This window comes from Paenibacillus selenitireducens, from assembly GCF_002021565.1.
Taxonomy (GTDB): domain Bacteria; phylum Bacillota; class Bacilli; order Paenibacillales; family Paenibacillaceae; genus Paenibacillus_K; species Paenibacillus_K selenitireducens.
The window spans coordinates 1-16,078 of sequence record NZ_MSZX01000010.1; the positions used below are offsets into that span (position 1 = coordinate 1).

The following is a 16,078-nucleotide window of genomic DNA, read 5'->3' on the forward strand; positions in this document are numbered from 1 at the left end:
STRCSSATNDATACTNTRYCHNAGCDTGCAACTAGAATAAAAAGTGGACACGACGTTAAGGAACAAAAGATAATAAACTTAACGAAAGAAGAGGTGTCCAATTGTGGGGGAACAACGGCAAAGGTATAACGAAGAATTTAAAATGCAAACAGTGAAATACATTCAAGAGCAAACGAAGTCTCTATCCGAAATATGTGATGAACTTAGCATTCCGAAAAGCACCGTACACCAATGGATCGCGCAATATCGGCAATTCGATCAGGAAGCGGTCAATCATCCGGAGAAGATTAAACAACTCGAGCAAGTGCTAAAGAACAATGAGGAGGAGAACCGCCGTAAAGAGCGTGAAATTAATGAATTAAAAGAAGAGTTAGCCATTCTAAAAAAGGCGCTGCACATCTTCAGCAAAGAAAAGAACTAAGATTTCAATTTATTGAAGATCATCTCTCCGAGTTTCGCGTGGAGAAGATGTGCAGCGTACTACGCGTATCCAGGAGTGGTTATTACAAATGGCGTACGGCAGCGCCTTCTGAGCAGCTCCAACGAAAGGAGAAGCTCAAAAAGCGTATTATTTGGCACTTCCATGACTCCGAAGAACGCTATGGAAGCCCAAGAATTCATCGGGATCTTAAGAAGGAAGGCTGGACCGTATCGGAACGAACGGTTGGCCTCATTATGCGCGAAGAAGGGCTTCGTTCCTGTATGTCACGTAAATTCAGAATAAGCACGACAGATTCCAAACACGAACTACCTATCGCACCCAATGAGCTGCAACAAGATTTTTCAGCAACTAAGCCGAATGAAAAATGGGTGGCGGACATCACTTACATTCCTTGTCGCCAAGGAAAGCTGTATCTAGCCAGTATCTTGGATCTGTACACGAAACAGATCGTAGGATGGAAATTGGGCGACTATATGACAACAGATTTGGTTTTGGATGCGCTGAAGCAAGCCCATACAGCGAAAAGACCGGGAAAGGGACTAATCCACCACTCTGATCGCGGTTCGCAGTATGCGTCAAAAGATTACCGTGAACAACTTAAAAAGTACGATATGAAACCCAGTATGAGTCGGAAAGGAAACTGCTACGATAACGCTTGTATTGAGGCGTTTCACAGCATTTTGAAGCGCGAGTTGATCTACTGCAAACCAAAGTTTAAAACCAAGCAAGAAGCGCAAGAGAAACTATATCGATACTTAGAATTCTTTTATAACCGGAAACGCTCCAATAGCACGCTGGGATACATGTCGCCGGTTCGCTTCGAGCAGCTCTATTATGAGCGAAATTCAGCTTAATTTTGTGTCCACTTTATTGACAGAAGAGCACTGTGTCCGTTCATTTCTCGCACCGTTCCCTGCACCCTTTTTTGATTTTCAGTAATCTCTCGAAAATATATAAATTCAATAATCTTGAGAAAAACCTCTACCCTCGGTCCAATTCTATCGCGGTAAAATAAGACATCTTATGGGAATACGCACTCATTTGGCGAAACATCAATAACAGCTTGAATCGTGGGTTGGCGAAGTGTATGATTTGATGTCCATTCCAAAAAATTCACTTTAACAGTTAATTGGGGTTGTAACCAATGTGCGTTAGAGGTCCTCTTGGTATTCATGAATGGCATCGTTGTTATCTCAAGTTTTTTGGCTAATATGGATAATGATCTCCATTCATCTGCTTTTAATTTCCCGCTACCGGCATTTCCAATACACCATAGCTGCCCATTGTTATCATAAAGTCCGAGCATTAAAGCATTCATAGCCCCATCTTTATACGTAACACCGCCAACAACTGCATTAACATCCAGGTAATTTTTTTTCTTTTTCCATCTCTGATCCTTGCCATTTATTACATAGCTGCTGTTGATATTCTTTATTACAATACCTTCAAGATGGTGCTGTTCAGCTACGTTGTATAAGGCAGAAATATCAGTAAAATTAGGAACAATTTGAATATGCTGATTTGGAATAATCATGTCATTTATTAACGATTGTCTGTAGCTAAGCTTTTCATCTGTTACCCAATTACCATTTAGATATAAGATATCAAAAATCATAAAAGTAATTGGGATTTTTTTGGCTACGGATGATATTCGATCTAATCTTCTTATACTATCCCTTTTCATTACTTCATGAAACGAAGGTACACCGTTTTCTATCGCGATGATTTCACCATCAAGAATAAAGCTCTGCGCTTTACTGAATGTTGATGGCGTCGTTAACTCCGGATATTGCATGGTTCTTTCATTCCGTTTTCTATTATATAACCTTGTTTCTTCCCCATCAAAATAGATAAGCATTCTCACTCCATCCCATTTGATCTGGGCAATCCATTCTTTACCTGTTGGGATTTCATTCGTTGAAACGGGTTCAAAGGGAATTATTGGCTCGATTATCATGATTCTTCTCCAAAATTAAATGATTTTTGTTGATCCATGTATTGATACGCACTTTTATATTGTGCACAATAACTGTAAAACAAATAACGATTTACTTTTTGCATATCTAACAAATGACCGTTTCTAAAACACAAATGACCCACAAGAGGGTCACTTTTTTCAAAGTGTCCTTCCTATGGGTCACATTTACGGATCTCATCCTATCGGCTTCTTAGCTGCAACAGGCTAATCTGCTGCTTGAGCCTTTCCTAGCCTAAAGATGCTACCAATTTGTTATCAAAATATACCGTTTTTCCGGTACGTGCCGATTCATAAATCGCCTCCAGGACCTCGGTTACGACTAGAGCCTGCTCCGGTTTAACCATCGGCTCCGTGTCATTCAGAATGCTCTCGATCCACATCCGGCATTCTCTACCGGCCTGGCTTTCGGAATTGCCGGCAAAATAAGCAACGCCACCTGTTTGCAGCTCCGGCTTTTTCGTGTACAGGGTTCCGAGGTCTTCGCCATTAATACGCAGACCGTCCTTCATGTCTGCTCCACCTTCCGTACCGCATAATGTAGCCTGGGCTTCACCAATATCAAGCGTATTCAGCGCCCAGCTCGCTTCGAGTGTCACCGTAGCTCCGTTCTCCATCGTGATAAAACCAAATGCGGAGTCTTCCACCGTGAACTCTTTAGGATCCCATGGGCCAAAGGCGTTTGCCGCATTCTCCTTGCTGCCGAGCTTATGATACACATTGCCTTTTACACTTGCCACTTTGTAGTTATCCATCAACCAGAGTGTCAGGTCAAGCGCGTGTGTACCGATATCAATAAGCGGTCCGCCGCCTTGTTCTTCTTCGTTCAGGAATACACCCCAAGTTGGTACGGCCCGTCTGCGGATCGCATGCGCCTTGGCGAAATAAATGTCTCCCAAATCGCCTCTTTCGGTGATTTGTTTCAAGGTCAAGGAGTCCGGACGGTAGCGGTTGTCATAACCGATCGTCAGCTTCTTGCCTGTACGCTTGGAAGTTTCCAGCATCGCTCTGGCTTCCTTGGCCGTCTTTGCCATCGGCTTTTCACACATCACATGTTTACCGGATTCAAGCGCATCAATCGTAATAAAAGAGTGGGATTTATTCGGCGTACATACATGCACGACATCAATGCTCGAATCCTTCAACAATTCCTTGTAATCGGTATAGATTTTGATCGTATCCTCTTTGCCGATCTTACGGGCGGATTCTATCGCACGCTCCTCGATAATGTCGCAGAATGCTACGATCTCCACGTTTTTCTGTGCACTCAGGTTTGGAATATGCTTGCCATTTGCAATTCCTCCGCAGCCGACAATGCCCACTTTCAAAATTTTATCCGTATTTTGTGCCATTTTACATGCTCCTTTTGTTATGGTTTTGGTTTCATTCAAGCCTCGACTATAAAATCTCTCTCAAATACTTCAGGCTCTGCCCGATGCTCTGAAGCTGCGGAATTTCAAATTCCTCCTGCTCCACCGTGAACCAGTTAACACCATATTGCTTGCCTGCTGCCGTGATGGCGCGGAAATCCATCATACCGGAACCGATTTCTGTATTTCTCTTATCTGCCTCGCTCTTCATATCCTTGATATGTAGAATGGAGCAGCGCTCCTTGTATTTATGAATAAAGTCGATCGAACGGAGCCCAGCATACTCTGCCCAATATGTATCCAGCTCGATGAACAGATGATCCGGATCTGTGTTATTAACCAGGAGATCAAGTCCATTCTCACCGTCAAATTGCTTAAATTCGATGCCGTGATTGTGATAACCGAACCGGAGCCCGCTGTGTTTGCAGCGCTCGCCAATCCGGTTGAACAGTTCTGCCGTCCGCTTATAGCTGTCGGTGCTGTTGCGCATTTCTTCCGGTAGCCCCGGACAAATGATGTAAGCGCTATTAATTTCAAGCGAATATTCAATTGTTTTTTCCAGGTTCGCCTCAAGCTCGGAAATGCCGATGTGGCTTCCTGCGGCCTGCAGGCCGTATTGGTCCAATGCGATCCTCAAATCTTTCGCAGAAGTATTAAAATACCCGGCGAACTCCACACCGTCATAACCGATGTCAGCCACATTTTTCAACGTACCGAGAAAATCAGTGCTTGTTAATTCCTTTATTGAATACAACTGCAAAGCTACCTTCTCCATCGTTTGCACCCCTTCCGTTGATACAAGTAAAAGATACCAAAAACATTGGATAAGTTATACAATGAACCTATTCGAATATATTAAATATTTGTCATTTGCGTAACGGGAGTGTGTTTAAATGACGGAGCCTTATTTTGAGTCGAACCGTCCTTCGGTCGGAACGATCCATTATCCATTTGAATGTATGATTCACTCGAGCGCCGGCAGCCGCTGGATTGTTCATGCCCATTGGCATATCAATATTGAGATTCTGTACTTCCTCTCAGGCCGGGCGAAAGTGTTTCTGGGCGGTGAATCCCATATCGTCGGCAAAGGCGATTTGATCTTGATTCATTCCCACGAGACGCATTCCATCTATGCGATGGATGAGGAGAATGTATCTTACATCGTCACCAAGTTTGATCCTGAAATTTTGTTCTCCACTTCAAGAACGATTTTCGAGTCCAAATATGTTCTCCCCTTCACGATGGCCAAATCCAACAATCAGCGTGTGTTTGCCGAGGCCAAAATTAAAGATACGCTGGTACCCCATCTGGTGCAGGAAATATATGATGAGTTCACCTCCAAAAACTATGGCTTCGAGCTGGCTGTGCGGACTTTGATCTGCCGGGTTTTTTTATGGTTTTTGCGGGAATCGCAGGATCAGCGGCTGAATTGGGATGTCGCCCATTCTCTCAAAGAAATGGATGTTCAGATGCTGCAAAAGGTTTTCGAATATATCGACGACAACTATAGGTTTGATATTAACGCCCAGACGGCCGCCCGTATCTGCAACCTGAGTTACAGCTATTTTTCACGCAGATTCAAGGCGATCATGGGCAAGACGTTTACCAATTATTTGAACTACATACGCATCACCGAAGCGGAAAAACTGCTGCTAACCACGGACAAGAGCATGACCGAAATTGCGCTTGAAGTCGGCTTTTCGAACTCAAGCTACTTCATTCAGCAGTTTAAGCAGTTTAAAAACATTTCCCCAGTTCAGTTCCGCAAAAAAGTAACCAACGAAAATATCGGCATCGGAGCGCCTTTGATGTCCAAAGATATGATCTAATGCTAAACCTTGCATCAATAGGAGATAAAAAGCCGTACGATTACATAAAATTTTAACCAAGCTGTTCAAAATTTAACATCAATGTTTATTATGATGCGTAGAATTAACTATTCAAATCTATCGTTCAAAAAGGAGTGATGATGGAACTGCATTACCATATCGCCGCAATGGGAGGCCGAACCGATTGGCAAAATTCCGGGTTATGTTTACGTGTCTATTGCTTGTTGTTCTCATGGTTAGCGGATGTTCAAGCGGTTCTTCTTCTAATGACAAAATGAAAACGCTTACTCTGTGGTACTGGAACCGGAGCCTTGATGACAAACTAATCAACTTGATTCAAACGCAGTTTCCAGGAATCCGCATCAATGCTCAAAAGATCGGCGGAGATTTCAAATCCAAGTTAAAAACGACGCTGGCTGCCGGCTCTGGCGGTCCAGATATAGTTGCCTTTAACGACTGGGTGACCGAGCTGTTCCCAAGCTCTGACCGCTTCTATGATATGTACGATCTTGGCGCAAAGGATGTTGAAAATGATTACCTCGACTGGAAATGGCAGCTGGGGGTCACGCCGGAGGGCAAGATGATCGCCTTGCCGATCGATACCGGCCCTACCGCATTATTTTACCGGGCGGATCTGTTTGAGCAAGCCGGACTTCCAAGCGCCCCTGAAGAAGTTCACAAATTGATGGGTACTTGGGATGACTATTTTGCAGGAGGCAAGAAGCTGCAGGATGCATTAGGCAACAAAGTTAAGTTCACGGATAACATTGGTAACATTTATACCCAGATTAATGCCCAGTCGGACAAAATCTATTTTGATAAAAATGAAAATTTCATTGGTGAAGATCCTTCTTCCTCCATGAAAACAGCCTGGGACTTGGCCGTGAAGGCATCCCAGATGGGTCTGCTTGCCAATGCGAGCACCTTCTCCTCCGAGTGGAATGCTGCGGCGAATAATGGAAGAATCGCTTCATTTGTCGGAGCGGTATGGTGCAAGGAGATTCTGATGCAGTCGGCGCCGGATACGGCCGGCAAGTGGCGTGTAGCCAGGGCTCCGGGGGGCGATGGGAATAACGGCGGGTCTTTCCTCGCGATCATGAAAACGAGTCAACATCCGCAGGAAGCCTTCGACGTCATCAAATGGGTGCAAAATCCTGAGAACCAGGTCACCAGCTTTAAAGATATCAATCTGTTCCCTTCTGCGAAAAAGGCACTTGATTCCGATGTTATGCAGCAAAAAGAAGACTTTTTCGGTGGTCAGGCCACTGGTGAAATATTTACCGAGTCCGCACGCCATGTGAAGCCCTCCTATTTTGGGACCAAATACGCCAATTTGAACGGCATCGTTGGCCGGGAGCTTTCATCTGTTGCCATTGAAGGCAAGAACCCCGAGAAGGCCTGGAACGATGCGCTAGCAAGAGTCAAAAAGGAGCTGCTGCGGTAAACGATCATTCCATCCCGATATGGAGGTAGAGTCTTATGGGTGAACCCTTACAGAAGCGAACTCATTTAGATCCAGGAAGCTCCATGCAACTGCCGGAGCGTAAGCGGGGACTTGCATCCGAAATATGGAAGCACCGGAAAGAATACTTGGCCATCTCCCCCTTTTATATTTTGTTTGCCATATTTGGATTGTTCCCAATTGTGTTTTCCATGTATCTGTCCTTTCATAAATGGGACGGAATCGGCGAGATGACCTTCAATGGTCTGAACAACTACCAGTTCATGGTCACAGATCCCGAGTTCTGGAAAGCGGTAGGAAATACGCTCCTGATCTGGGTCTATTCCACGATTCCAATGCTGTTCTTCGCGCTGATTGTTGCATTTCTGTTAAACGCAACCTTTGTAAGGTTCCGGACCTTCTTCCGGATTGGTTATTTTCTCCCGAATGTCACTTCACTCGTCGCTGTCGCTATCGTGTTCAGCACCTTATTTTCAAACAACTACGGACTCCTCAACTACTTATTCTCCCTGTTCGGGATATCGCCTGTGGAATGGTTGAACAAAACCTGGGGCATTCAGCTGGCCGTATCCATGATGGTCATCTGGCGCTGGGTCGGGTACAATGCCATCATTTATTTGGCAGGTCTGCAGAGCATCCCAACCGTGCTGTACGAAGCAGCCAAAATTGACGGTGCCTCAGGCGTGCAGTCCTTCTTCCGCATTACGATTCCGAATTTGCGCCCCATTATTTTATTCACGGTCATAACATCCACCATCGGCGGAATGCAGATTTTCACCGAGTCGCAGGTACTCGTCGGCAACGACGGGGGTGTCAGTGGCGGCGGTTTGACCATTGTGCTCTACTTATACCGAGAGGCTTTTGTGAATAATTACTTCGGCTATGGCTCAGCAGTTGGCTGGGGAATGTTCATTCTAATTGCCCTGTTCTCGATCTTCAACTGGCGAATGGTACAGGGTGGCGGTGCAAAAGATGAATAAATGGGGTGAATCGTATGGCTAAAAGGAAGTCTTTCCTGTTATATTTGGGGCTGATCGTTGGACTGATTATTTCCGTCTTTCCTTTTTATTGGCTTCTGGTCATGTCCACACGAACGACTGCCGAGATTTACAGCTTCCCGCCTAAATTCTGGTTCGGTACGCATCTGATAGATAATATTACGAGAGTGCTGAACAATATCGATTTCTTCGGCGCTTTCCTGAACACGTTATTCGTGGCATTGTCCATCACCATCCTGGTTCTGTTCTTCGATTCACTCGCAGGCTTTACGTTTGCGAAATTCAAATTCCCAGGCAAAAAATGGTTGTTTGTGCTGCTGTTGGCCACGATGATGGCGCCTGCACAGCTGTCTTTGGTCCCATCCTTCGTGATCATGGCCAAATTCGGCTGGGTCGGCACCTTCAAGGCGCTAATCATCCCGGGAATGGCAAACGCTTTCGGGATATTCTGGATCAGGCAGTATGCGGAGGATTCCGTGCCTTCCGAGCTGCTGGATGCGGGACGGATTGACGGCTGTGGATTTTTCCGGTTGTACTGGAATATATCTCTGCCGATCTTGCGGCCTGCCCTATCTTTTTTGGGCGCGTTTACCTTTATCGGGGCGTGGAACGATTACCTCTGGCCCCTGATTATTCTGAACGACCAGAGTAAATTCACGCTGCAGGTTGCCTTGTCTTCACTGAACGGAATCTACGTCTCGGATTATTCCATGGTCATTGCGGGAACCCTGCTGGCTGTAGTGCCGCTGATTATTTTGTTCTTGTTCATCAGCAAGCAGTTTATTTCGGACATTGCCGCCGGAGCGATCAAAAGTTGAGATCAACTGAGAAAACCACCTACGATGTCCTTTCATAATTGTAAGTGAGCGAGCCTGCCTTGACTTTCGAGGAAAGGCTCGCTGTGACCTGAGCACAAACACAGGAAAGTTTCTGACACAGATACGAAATCTTAACAAATTAATTACGCTCTTTGTGTATTACGGACATGAGAGACCTTATTGTTGGCTATCTCATAGATTAGCCGTTCTTGTGGACACAGATACCCTTATTCTATTCGAATCATGAGTATATAGCTTATGTTTAGCATGATAAGAGCTGCTGAGTCCGTTCACCCTGCATTTTGATTGCTTTTGGCATAATTAAGGTCTCCTGTGTCCGTTCATTTCTCGCTCCGTTCCGTGAATGAAGAGGAACCCCCTGATTCTGTTTATTGAACAATAAAAGCATTCTTCTTCCGCCTAACAAGAAAAGTGAATTGTTACCTCCTGCATCAAATGATCGTTTCTTCTTCTGATCCTTATAATTTGGGTTGAATACAGCAACAAAAAACTACAGATATTAATCTATAGTTCGCAAGCCTGTCATTCCCCAGATGAAGGAGGTTTGAAATATGGGCACGGCAGTCAAGGAAAGTATTATGATCGAAGGCAATGAAGTAACCATCTCGAACCCGGATAAACTTCTGTATCCTGAAGCCGGCATTACGAAGGTTGATTATTTGCAGAAGTTAGCTTTTCTCTCCCCTTACCTCCTTCGCTACTGTGGAGGGAGGTATTTAACGACGATCCGCTGTCCTAATGGTATTCATGATAAGCTCTTTTATCAGAAAAATTGCCCGAAACCTCAACCGCCATATGTGCATACGGCTACCGTTGAGGATATTCATTACGTCAATCTCGATTCACTATCCACGTTAATGTGGTTAGGAAATCTAGCCTGCTTGGAGTTCCATCCTTCGTTGAATCGGATCGGATCCCCATTTCCCGCAGAATGGATCATTGACCTCGACCCAACGTTAGAGCGTGAGCCCCGGATCATGGAAGCTGCTTTTGCGATAGGCGAAATATTGGAATCGCTCCGTATTACATCAGTGCCGAAGACGTCGGGTGCAACGGGCGTTCAGATCTATATCCCTTTAGCGGAGCAGAAGCATTACACCTTCGAAAAACTGCGGAAATTAGGGCATTTTATTGCTTCTTTCGCGGTTCAGAAGTACCCTAAGCTGTTTACGATCGAACGCCTCAAGAAAGACCGCGGGGACAAAATCTATATCGATTATTTGCAGCATTGGCATGGGAAAACGCTCTCTGCCCCCTATACACCGCGAGCACGTGAGCACGCCACGCTTTCTACGCCGCTATTGTGGAAGGAAGTAGAGCAAGGATGTGATCCGCGTGATTTCAACTTGCATACCATTCAAGAACGGCTGCAGCAAAAAGGAGATTTGATTGCTCAAATCCCCCCGCAGCACCTGGATGCGCATTTATCCCGATTTCATTGAGCAGCTCCAGAAGCTGCTTTTTTATGTCTTGAAATATCGCTTCAAAAGGATGCATTGAATGTCATGCTTATATTACTTCAAGTCCGTCGTTATCCGGCAACGGCGTATATGCGGCATGCGGCTCGGCTTGATACCAAAAAGCAGTCGAGGCAATATCGTCTTGAAGCGGCAAATAGCGGCCTCCGCTTCTCCAGCCAAGCGCTTGAATCGTAACTTTTAACTCTTCCTCGAAGCGGATCGGATCCATGATGTGCCAGCGGTACATGCCGAACCGCTGTTGACTGCGATATAGTCCATCCGGCTTTATGACCTGATGCAAACCAAGAAACGGGGTGGAAAAAACGCCGTATTCCCCTTTTGGTTGTTCAAAATTCCACGCTCCGCCAAAATAATCCTCCGTACCGGTCCCGCAGATGGTCGGAAATTCCTTGTCGCCATCCATATAAAATTTGATTTCACCCTCACCCCACCATCCGGTATTGTTCACTTGCCATCCAATATAGGTACCTACAAAGTGGCCTTTACCCTTGACCCCGTCCAATATCGTATGTACGTCCTTATTCTTGAGGGGGTTGCTGCGGCGCCATTGTGCATGAAAATAAGCTGCATCCGCAGGAATCTCGGTTAACGTGTAATCGATCTGGTAATACAGCACAACGTTTTCGGCCATCCGGTTCTCCACTGTCATTTTTGCGCTTTTACGAAATGGCATGACCCAATAGCTGTTCATTCCACCGGCCGGGTTGACAGAGACAGGCAAAGAATTGACATTGCTTCTCTCACACCAACCGTTGCAGAAGAAATCTCCAAGCGGCACTTCTATGGAAGCTTGGTTTTCCCCGTCCCAATACATGCGGAGGATCATATGCCGCCAACTGTTTGGAGAACAAGTGAGCCAAATGTGCTGAAACGCACCCGGACCCGTAATTTCCGCCAGTGTAAACTCCGTTCCCGCCTTGATTTCGACGGAAGGGGATACCTTCCAGCCTTGACCAAGATCCCGAGCACACTTCGCCCCTGTTCCTTCTGTTGCCATGCCTGCCCTGCCTTTTTCACCCGTGAAATTTTCCGCACTGATCGATCTCGTTTTTGCATTCGACAGTCGCATCAAATTGCCTAATCCCATATCCAATCCATTGAATGTGTTCATTGTATGCCTCCAAAATGTATTTTTAGATCAACAGGGACAAGAAGTTCCTCGAACCGGAATAAAGCACATCCTCCACATAAACCTTCTCGACCGTCCATGTAATTCCCCAGTGCAGCCCCTCGTATTCCCATCCCGTAAACCCCTCTTTGAGAAGAAAATGATGTCCACCGGAAAGTCCTCTCACTTCCTGCCAGGAATCCGTATTCATCTCGCCGACCTCCGAGATTGCAAGTTCTTCAATATCTACTATTAATCTTAATAAATGGAAGTAAAACTGTATTTACCACAAACGAATGAATATTATACAATAATTGCGATGTTATCCCTCTCCTTCAATTACAAGATTACACACTGAAGACTACACCCATTCTCTGATGCGCTTGAAGCAGCTTTCTTCTAGAATGCATTTCAATGAAAGGTTGGTTGAATATGAATTCAGATTACATTTCTCCGTACATTCGGCGGGCGATGGACAATTACATTCCTCCCAATTGGGGCATTAGAGAACGTGTGATATGGGATTACGAATTATTGTATGTCATGCAGGGAAAACTACGTATAACCGTGGAAGATATCATTTACGAGGGACAATGCGGGGATATTTTTCTATTTAAACCGCAGCAAAGACATTCCATTCATGTCACAGGCGATAAGGATGCGCGACAGCCGCATATTCATTTTGATTTATTGGAACAACCGGACAGCCCTCATGTAGATATCTCTTTCAAACCACTATCTGATATGGATGAGCGTGAACTTCAATGGTTTCGTCCCGACCATTTGTCATCGCCCGCATTTCATTTGCCTAGCTATATTCGACTTGATAATCCTCGTATCTTTGAAAACATGCTTTTTGTCATTATTAAAGAATTTGAGCAAAAGCTCCCACTCTATCAAACAAGATTAAAAGGATTGCTTATTGACCTGTTGGTCTATCTGTTTAGAGAACATAATTGGAATAAAACGCCGCAAGTTATGTCGAATTCTAATCTTTTATACCGGGTGCAAGCGTATCTGAACAATCAGGTTCATCAAGAAGTGCGCCTGGATGAATTGTCACGGGAATTTTGCATCAGCAAATTTTATCTTAACCGTTTATTTAAAAGCGCATATCATGTAAGCCCCATTCAATATCATCAGAACATGCGGATCGAAAAAGCAAAGGAAATGGTACAATTTACGGATTTGCCACTTGAAAAAATCGCGGAGCTTTGCGGATTTACGGGGATCCATACGTTTAGCCGAGCGTTTAAGAACAAAGAAGGGGTGCCGCCATCGGTTTATCGCAAAAAGAAGGAATGAAAAAATCTCTATCGAGGCCTTTCGAAGAGAGCGACCGCGATTAGAACTCAAAAATCGGAGGCTCGACCATCAATCTCGACGTTTCGTCAGGTTTATTCCGGACGAAACGTCAACGTCTTAAGGGGAATCTGTATTTTCAAGCTATGATGCACAGTCGGCGTATCTAACAGCGAACTCACATGTTCCTTTGTCACTCAACAAAGTATATGGAGCGCAGCAATCCTCAGGACCTACATAGCGAAGGAATGCTCTTCATAGTCTGATCATTTGTTCAGCTGGAGCACATGACCTTGTTCCAGATGAAGCAAAGCTTCCTTCATCGGTAATCCGCCGCGAAATCCGGTAAGCGAGCCATTCTTCCCGATCACCCGATGACAAGGAATCGCGATAAGCACGGGGTTCGCACCAATCGCCGTACTTACGGCACGTACGGCATCTCGACGCCCCAATTGATCCGCAAGTTCAGAATAGCTATATGTCGAACCATATGGAATTTGCAGCAAGGCTTGCCAGACCGATTGTTGAAAAGGGGTTCCGTACAGATCTGTCGAACAAGTGAAAGTAGAACACTCCCCCGCTAAATACCTTCTAAAGGCTTGCATGTAATTTGCCATGTACTGCTCATCTTGTTTCATTTCACACGTGCCGATCTTCGAACTCGCCCACTGCTGTAAGTTCGCCAAGGATTGATCAACTCCCCCGACATAACACAAACCCTTGTCGGTAGCAGCTAGAATGATCTTCCAGTCCTGATGGATTAGCTCGGTCCAATAGATTGTGGTTACCTGTTCACTTCGTTTCAATTTCATCATCCTCTCCCTTGTCCATTATGTGCTTTTTACGGTATGCTGATGGCGAAAGCCCTGTTCTTTTCTGAAATGTTGTGGCGAAATGCGCAGCATTAGGGATTCCTGAACGAACCGCGATATCCAGAATCGGATCATGGGTCGTCAACAATTCATGCATGGCGTAATCCATCCGCTTCTCCTGAATATATTCGGCGGGCGTGATGCCTTTGATCCGCTTAAATGTGCGTTGCAAATGATATGGACTGCTGTGGGTCTGATCCGCAAGACGTTGTAAGGTGATAGATTCAGCGAAATGATGATCGATCCACTGGATGATCTGAATCATCCACTCCTCGTCAGGTAACCGTAACCCGTCTGGTTTACATCGTTTGCACGGACGGAATGCTGCTTCCATCGCCTCGAACGCATGATCAAAAATGCGAACATGTTCTTTTAACGGCGGTCTGGATTTACAGGATGGTCTGCAGAAGATTCCTGTCGTTGCTACAGCATAGAAAAAAGTCCCGTCACGTGATGTATCATTATTCAGAATTGCCTCCCATTTGTCCTCCGTCAGTTCATGTCTAGGCTCATACATCGTATTCGTCATTCTTGATCACCTCTAAGCATAGTATACCCGCCAAAAAGCAAGATCGTAAGGGATTGCGAATAGAAAAGCAAGATTACGAAAGTCACAAGAGTACCTCTTATGGTATAAAGAATACATAACTTTTTTGAAACCAAAGGAGCATTCTCTCATGATCATTCCCGTTCCAACTGAATTTAGCTTCGCTGAAAATATCAAGTACCTCTCCCGGGCATCCAATGAATGTATGCATCAGATCGTCGAGAATACGCTGTTGAAGCTCATCCCCGTTGAATCTGAATCCTTTATCGTCCAAATCCGTGAAGGAACGGAAGACCACACCATAGATGTTGAAGTAATGCATGGCTCCAAAGAGCCAAGCCTAGATGATCAGCAAGCCATTGCTGCGTATATATCGGACATGTTTGATTTGAACCGTAACTTACAGCCTTTCTATGCCATGGCAGCAGGCGACCCTTTACTCAAGCACGTGGTGACCTCCTTTTACGGTCTTCGTACGATAGGCATTCCCGATTTGTTCGAGGCTTTATGTTGGGGAATTATTGGGCAGCAGATCAATTTGCCCTTTGCCTACACGTTAAAACGAAGATTGGTGGAATCCTATGGACATTCGATGAATTGGGCGGGCCACACCTATTGGCAGTTCCCTCAGGCTGAACGAATTGCAGCCTTGCAAGTCGAGGATCTTCTCCCTTTGCAGATGACCACCAAAAAGTCCGAGTACTTAATCGGCGTAGCGAAATTAATGGTTGAGGGTTCGTTAACGAAACAGGGGTTACTGGATCTTATGGATTGCAGAGCTGCAGAGAAACAGCTCATCGCGATTCGCGGCATCGGTCCGTGGACGGCGAATTATGTTCTGATGCGCTGTCTACGATATACCTCTGCTTTTCCCATCCAAGATGTCGGGCTGCACAATGCGATACAACATGTGCTAGGTCTCGATAAGAAGCCATCGATCGAACAGATCAAGGAATTCTCCCTCTCATGGGCAGGCTGGGAGGCTTACGCGACTTTTTATCTCTGGAGATGCTTATACTAGCAGAAAAAGCCCCTTCTTTCGAAGGGGCTTTTCACATGCTATCTATCGAATCTGAATCATTATTGCGCAGTATATCCACCATCCACAAGTAAGCTTGTACCTGTCACGAATGAAGCGTCATCGCTGGCTAAGAACAATGCCGCTTTGGCTACTTCTTCAGGTTTACCTAGGCGGCCCATGGGATGAAGGGCAACCAAGTGATCCGTGATTTCTTGCGTACGTCCTTTAATTAGCGGCGTATCAATATAGCCAGGACATACCGCATTGGCGCGGATGCCATCTTTGGCGTAGGTAATTCCTAAGGTTTGTGTGAGCAATTTTACGCCGCCTTTTGCTGCAGCATAAGCTGTGACGCCATCTTTCCCAACATGGCTATGAATGGAACCGCAGTTGACGATGGCACCGCCTGTGCCTTGCGCGAGCATTTGCTCAATGGCATATTTATCGCTAAGGAATACACCCGACAAGTTAATGTCGATCGTACGTTGCCAATCTTCGTAGGTCAAGGCGTGTGCTTTGCCGTCCCGCGCTATGCCCGCATTCGCGAAGAGCACATCCAATTTTCCATACTTCTCGACTGTTGCTGCGACCATGTGTTTTACTTGCTCTTCTTGCGTGACGTCTGTTTTGACGAATAAGGTATCGAACCCTTCCGCATTTAATGCATCCGATAATACCTGGCCTTGTTCAGAAAAGTCTGCGATGACCACCTTTGCTCCCTCTTGAGCAAATAAACGTACGGTTGCTTCTCCAATGCCGCTTGCTCCGCCTGTTATAATTGCCACTTTATTAGATAGTCTCATGGTAATACCCCCATATGATTGATTTATAT

Annotated in this window: 17 protein-coding genes; 9 read left to right on the top strand and 8 right to left on the bottom strand. The window is 45.4% G+C overall.

All coding sequences use genetic code 11. The features are described 5' to 3' along the window. Window positions 1–103: 103 nt before the first annotated feature. Together BVG16_RS22565 and BVG16_RS22570 are read left to right on the top strand one after the other, a co-directional pair. Entirely contained in the window at window positions 104–421 is a 318-nt protein-coding gene (locus BVG16_RS22565; protein ID WP_078497227.1) for a transposase, read from the top strand. A gap of 11 nt (window positions 422–432) precedes the next feature. After that, window positions 433–1,296 (top strand): IS3 family transposase, encoded by an 864-nt coding sequence (locus BVG16_RS22570; RefSeq protein WP_233146885.1) that lies wholly within the window; start codon window positions 433–435, stop codon window positions 1,294–1,296. A 167-nt stretch (window positions 1,297–1,463) separates the two neighbouring features. On the opposite strand, the gene BVG16_RS22575 is transcribed toward BVG16_RS22570, so the two are convergent. The 3 genes from BVG16_RS22575 to BVG16_RS22585 all read right to left on the bottom strand — a co-directional run bounded on the left by BVG16_RS22575 (window position 1,464) and on the right by BVG16_RS22585 (window position 4,562). After that, window positions 1,464–2,399, bottom strand: a complete 936-nt coding sequence (locus tag BVG16_RS22575) for an ATP-dependent DNA ligase (protein WP_078501468.1) — start codon at window positions 2,397–2,399, stop codon at window positions 1,464–1,466. Window positions 2,400–2,647: 248 nt separating this feature from the next. After that, on the bottom strand, window positions 2,648–3,769 hold the full coding sequence (locus tag BVG16_RS22580) for a Gfo/Idh/MocA family protein (protein ID WP_078501469.1): 1,122 nt from the start codon (window positions 3,767–3,769) through the stop codon (window positions 2,648–2,650). A 46-nt stretch (window positions 3,770–3,815) separates the two neighbouring features. Beyond that, entirely contained in the window at window positions 3,816–4,562 is a 747-nt protein-coding gene (locus BVG16_RS22585) for a sugar phosphate isomerase/epimerase family protein (RefSeq protein ID WP_078501470.1), read from the bottom strand. Between the two features lie 118 nt (window positions 4,563–4,680). On the opposite strand from BVG16_RS22585, the gene BVG16_RS22590 reads away from it, so the two are divergent. The 5 genes from BVG16_RS22590 to ligD all read left to right on the top strand — a co-directional run bounded on the left by BVG16_RS22590 (window position 4,681) and on the right by ligD (window position 10,357). Further along, entirely contained in the window at window positions 4,681–5,616 is a 936-nt protein-coding gene (locus tag BVG16_RS22590; RefSeq protein ID WP_078501471.1) for an AraC family transcriptional regulator, read from the top strand. A gap of 184 nt (window positions 5,617–5,800) precedes the next feature. Continuing rightward, entirely contained in the window at window positions 5,801–7,060 is a 1,260-nt protein-coding gene (locus BVG16_RS22595) for an ABC transporter substrate-binding protein (RefSeq protein ID WP_144027463.1), read from the top strand. A gap of 83 nt (window positions 7,061–7,143) precedes the next feature. After that, window positions 7,144–8,058 carry a carbohydrate ABC transporter permease gene (locus BVG16_RS22600; RefSeq protein ID WP_078501700.1) on the top strand — a complete coding sequence of 305 codons (915 nt, stop codon included), beginning with the start codon at window positions 7,144–7,146 and terminating at the stop codon, window positions 8,056–8,058. Window positions 8,059–8,072: 14 nt separating this feature from the next. After that, the gene (locus BVG16_RS22605) at window positions 8,073–8,894 is read left to right on the top strand and encodes a carbohydrate ABC transporter permease (RefSeq protein ID WP_078501472.1); all 822 of its coding nucleotides are present in this window, start codon (window positions 8,073–8,075) and stop codon (window positions 8,892–8,894) included. Window positions 8,895–9,466: 572 nt separating this feature from the next. After that, on the top strand, window positions 9,467–10,357 hold the full coding sequence (ligD, locus tag BVG16_RS22610; protein WP_078501473.1) for a non-homologous end-joining DNA ligase: 891 nt from the start codon (window positions 9,467–9,469) through the stop codon (window positions 10,355–10,357). A 67-nt stretch (window positions 10,358–10,424) separates the two neighbouring features. Here ligD and BVG16_RS22615 read toward each other — a convergent pair whose 3' ends face one another. Both BVG16_RS22615 and BVG16_RS22620 read right to left on the bottom strand, forming a co-directional pair. Continuing rightward, window positions 10,425–11,507, bottom strand: a complete 1,083-nt coding sequence (locus tag BVG16_RS22615; protein WP_078501474.1) for a glycoside hydrolase family 172 protein — start codon at window positions 11,505–11,507, stop codon at window positions 10,425–10,427. Window positions 11,508–11,529: 22 nt separating this feature from the next. Beyond that, window positions 11,530–11,715 carry a hypothetical protein gene (locus tag BVG16_RS22620; protein ID WP_078501475.1) on the bottom strand — a complete coding sequence of 62 codons (186 nt, stop codon included), beginning with the start codon at window positions 11,713–11,715 and terminating at the stop codon, window positions 11,530–11,532. A 221-nt stretch (window positions 11,716–11,936) separates the two neighbouring features. Here BVG16_RS22620 and BVG16_RS22625 point away from each other — a divergent pair, with 221 nt between their 5' ends. Further along, window positions 11,937–12,809, top strand: a complete 873-nt coding sequence (locus BVG16_RS22625; RefSeq protein ID WP_078501701.1) for an AraC family transcriptional regulator — start codon at window positions 11,937–11,939, stop codon at window positions 12,807–12,809. Between the two features lie 263 nt (window positions 12,810–13,072). Here the strand turns inward: BVG16_RS22625 and BVG16_RS22630 are convergent, their stop codons facing one another. Both BVG16_RS22630 and BVG16_RS22635 read right to left on the bottom strand, forming a co-directional pair. Continuing rightward, on the bottom strand, window positions 13,073–13,618 hold the full coding sequence (locus tag BVG16_RS22630; protein WP_078501476.1) for a methylated-DNA--[protein]-cysteine S-methyltransferase: 546 nt from the start codon (window positions 13,616–13,618) through the stop codon (window positions 13,073–13,075). After that, entirely contained in the window at window positions 13,599–14,195 is a 597-nt protein-coding gene (locus BVG16_RS22635; RefSeq protein WP_078501702.1) for a bifunctional transcriptional activator/DNA repair enzyme AdaA, read from the bottom strand. The genes BVG16_RS22630 and BVG16_RS22635 overlap by 20 nt, the downstream gene beginning before the upstream one ends. Window positions 14,196–14,355: 160 nt before the next feature. Here BVG16_RS22635 and BVG16_RS22640 point away from each other — a divergent pair, with 160 nt between their 5' ends. Next, window positions 14,356–15,246, top strand: a complete 891-nt coding sequence (locus BVG16_RS22640) for a DNA-3-methyladenine glycosylase family protein (protein WP_078501477.1) — start codon at window positions 14,356–14,358, stop codon at window positions 15,244–15,246. Between the two features lie 59 nt (window positions 15,247–15,305). Here the strand turns inward: BVG16_RS22640 and BVG16_RS22645 are convergent, their stop codons facing one another. Beyond that, window positions 15,306–16,049, bottom strand: coding sequence for an SDR family NAD(P)-dependent oxidoreductase (locus BVG16_RS22645; RefSeq protein ID WP_078501478.1), 744 nt, complete (start codon window positions 16,047–16,049; stop codon window positions 15,306–15,308). Window positions 16,050–16,078: the final 29 nt, after the last annotated feature.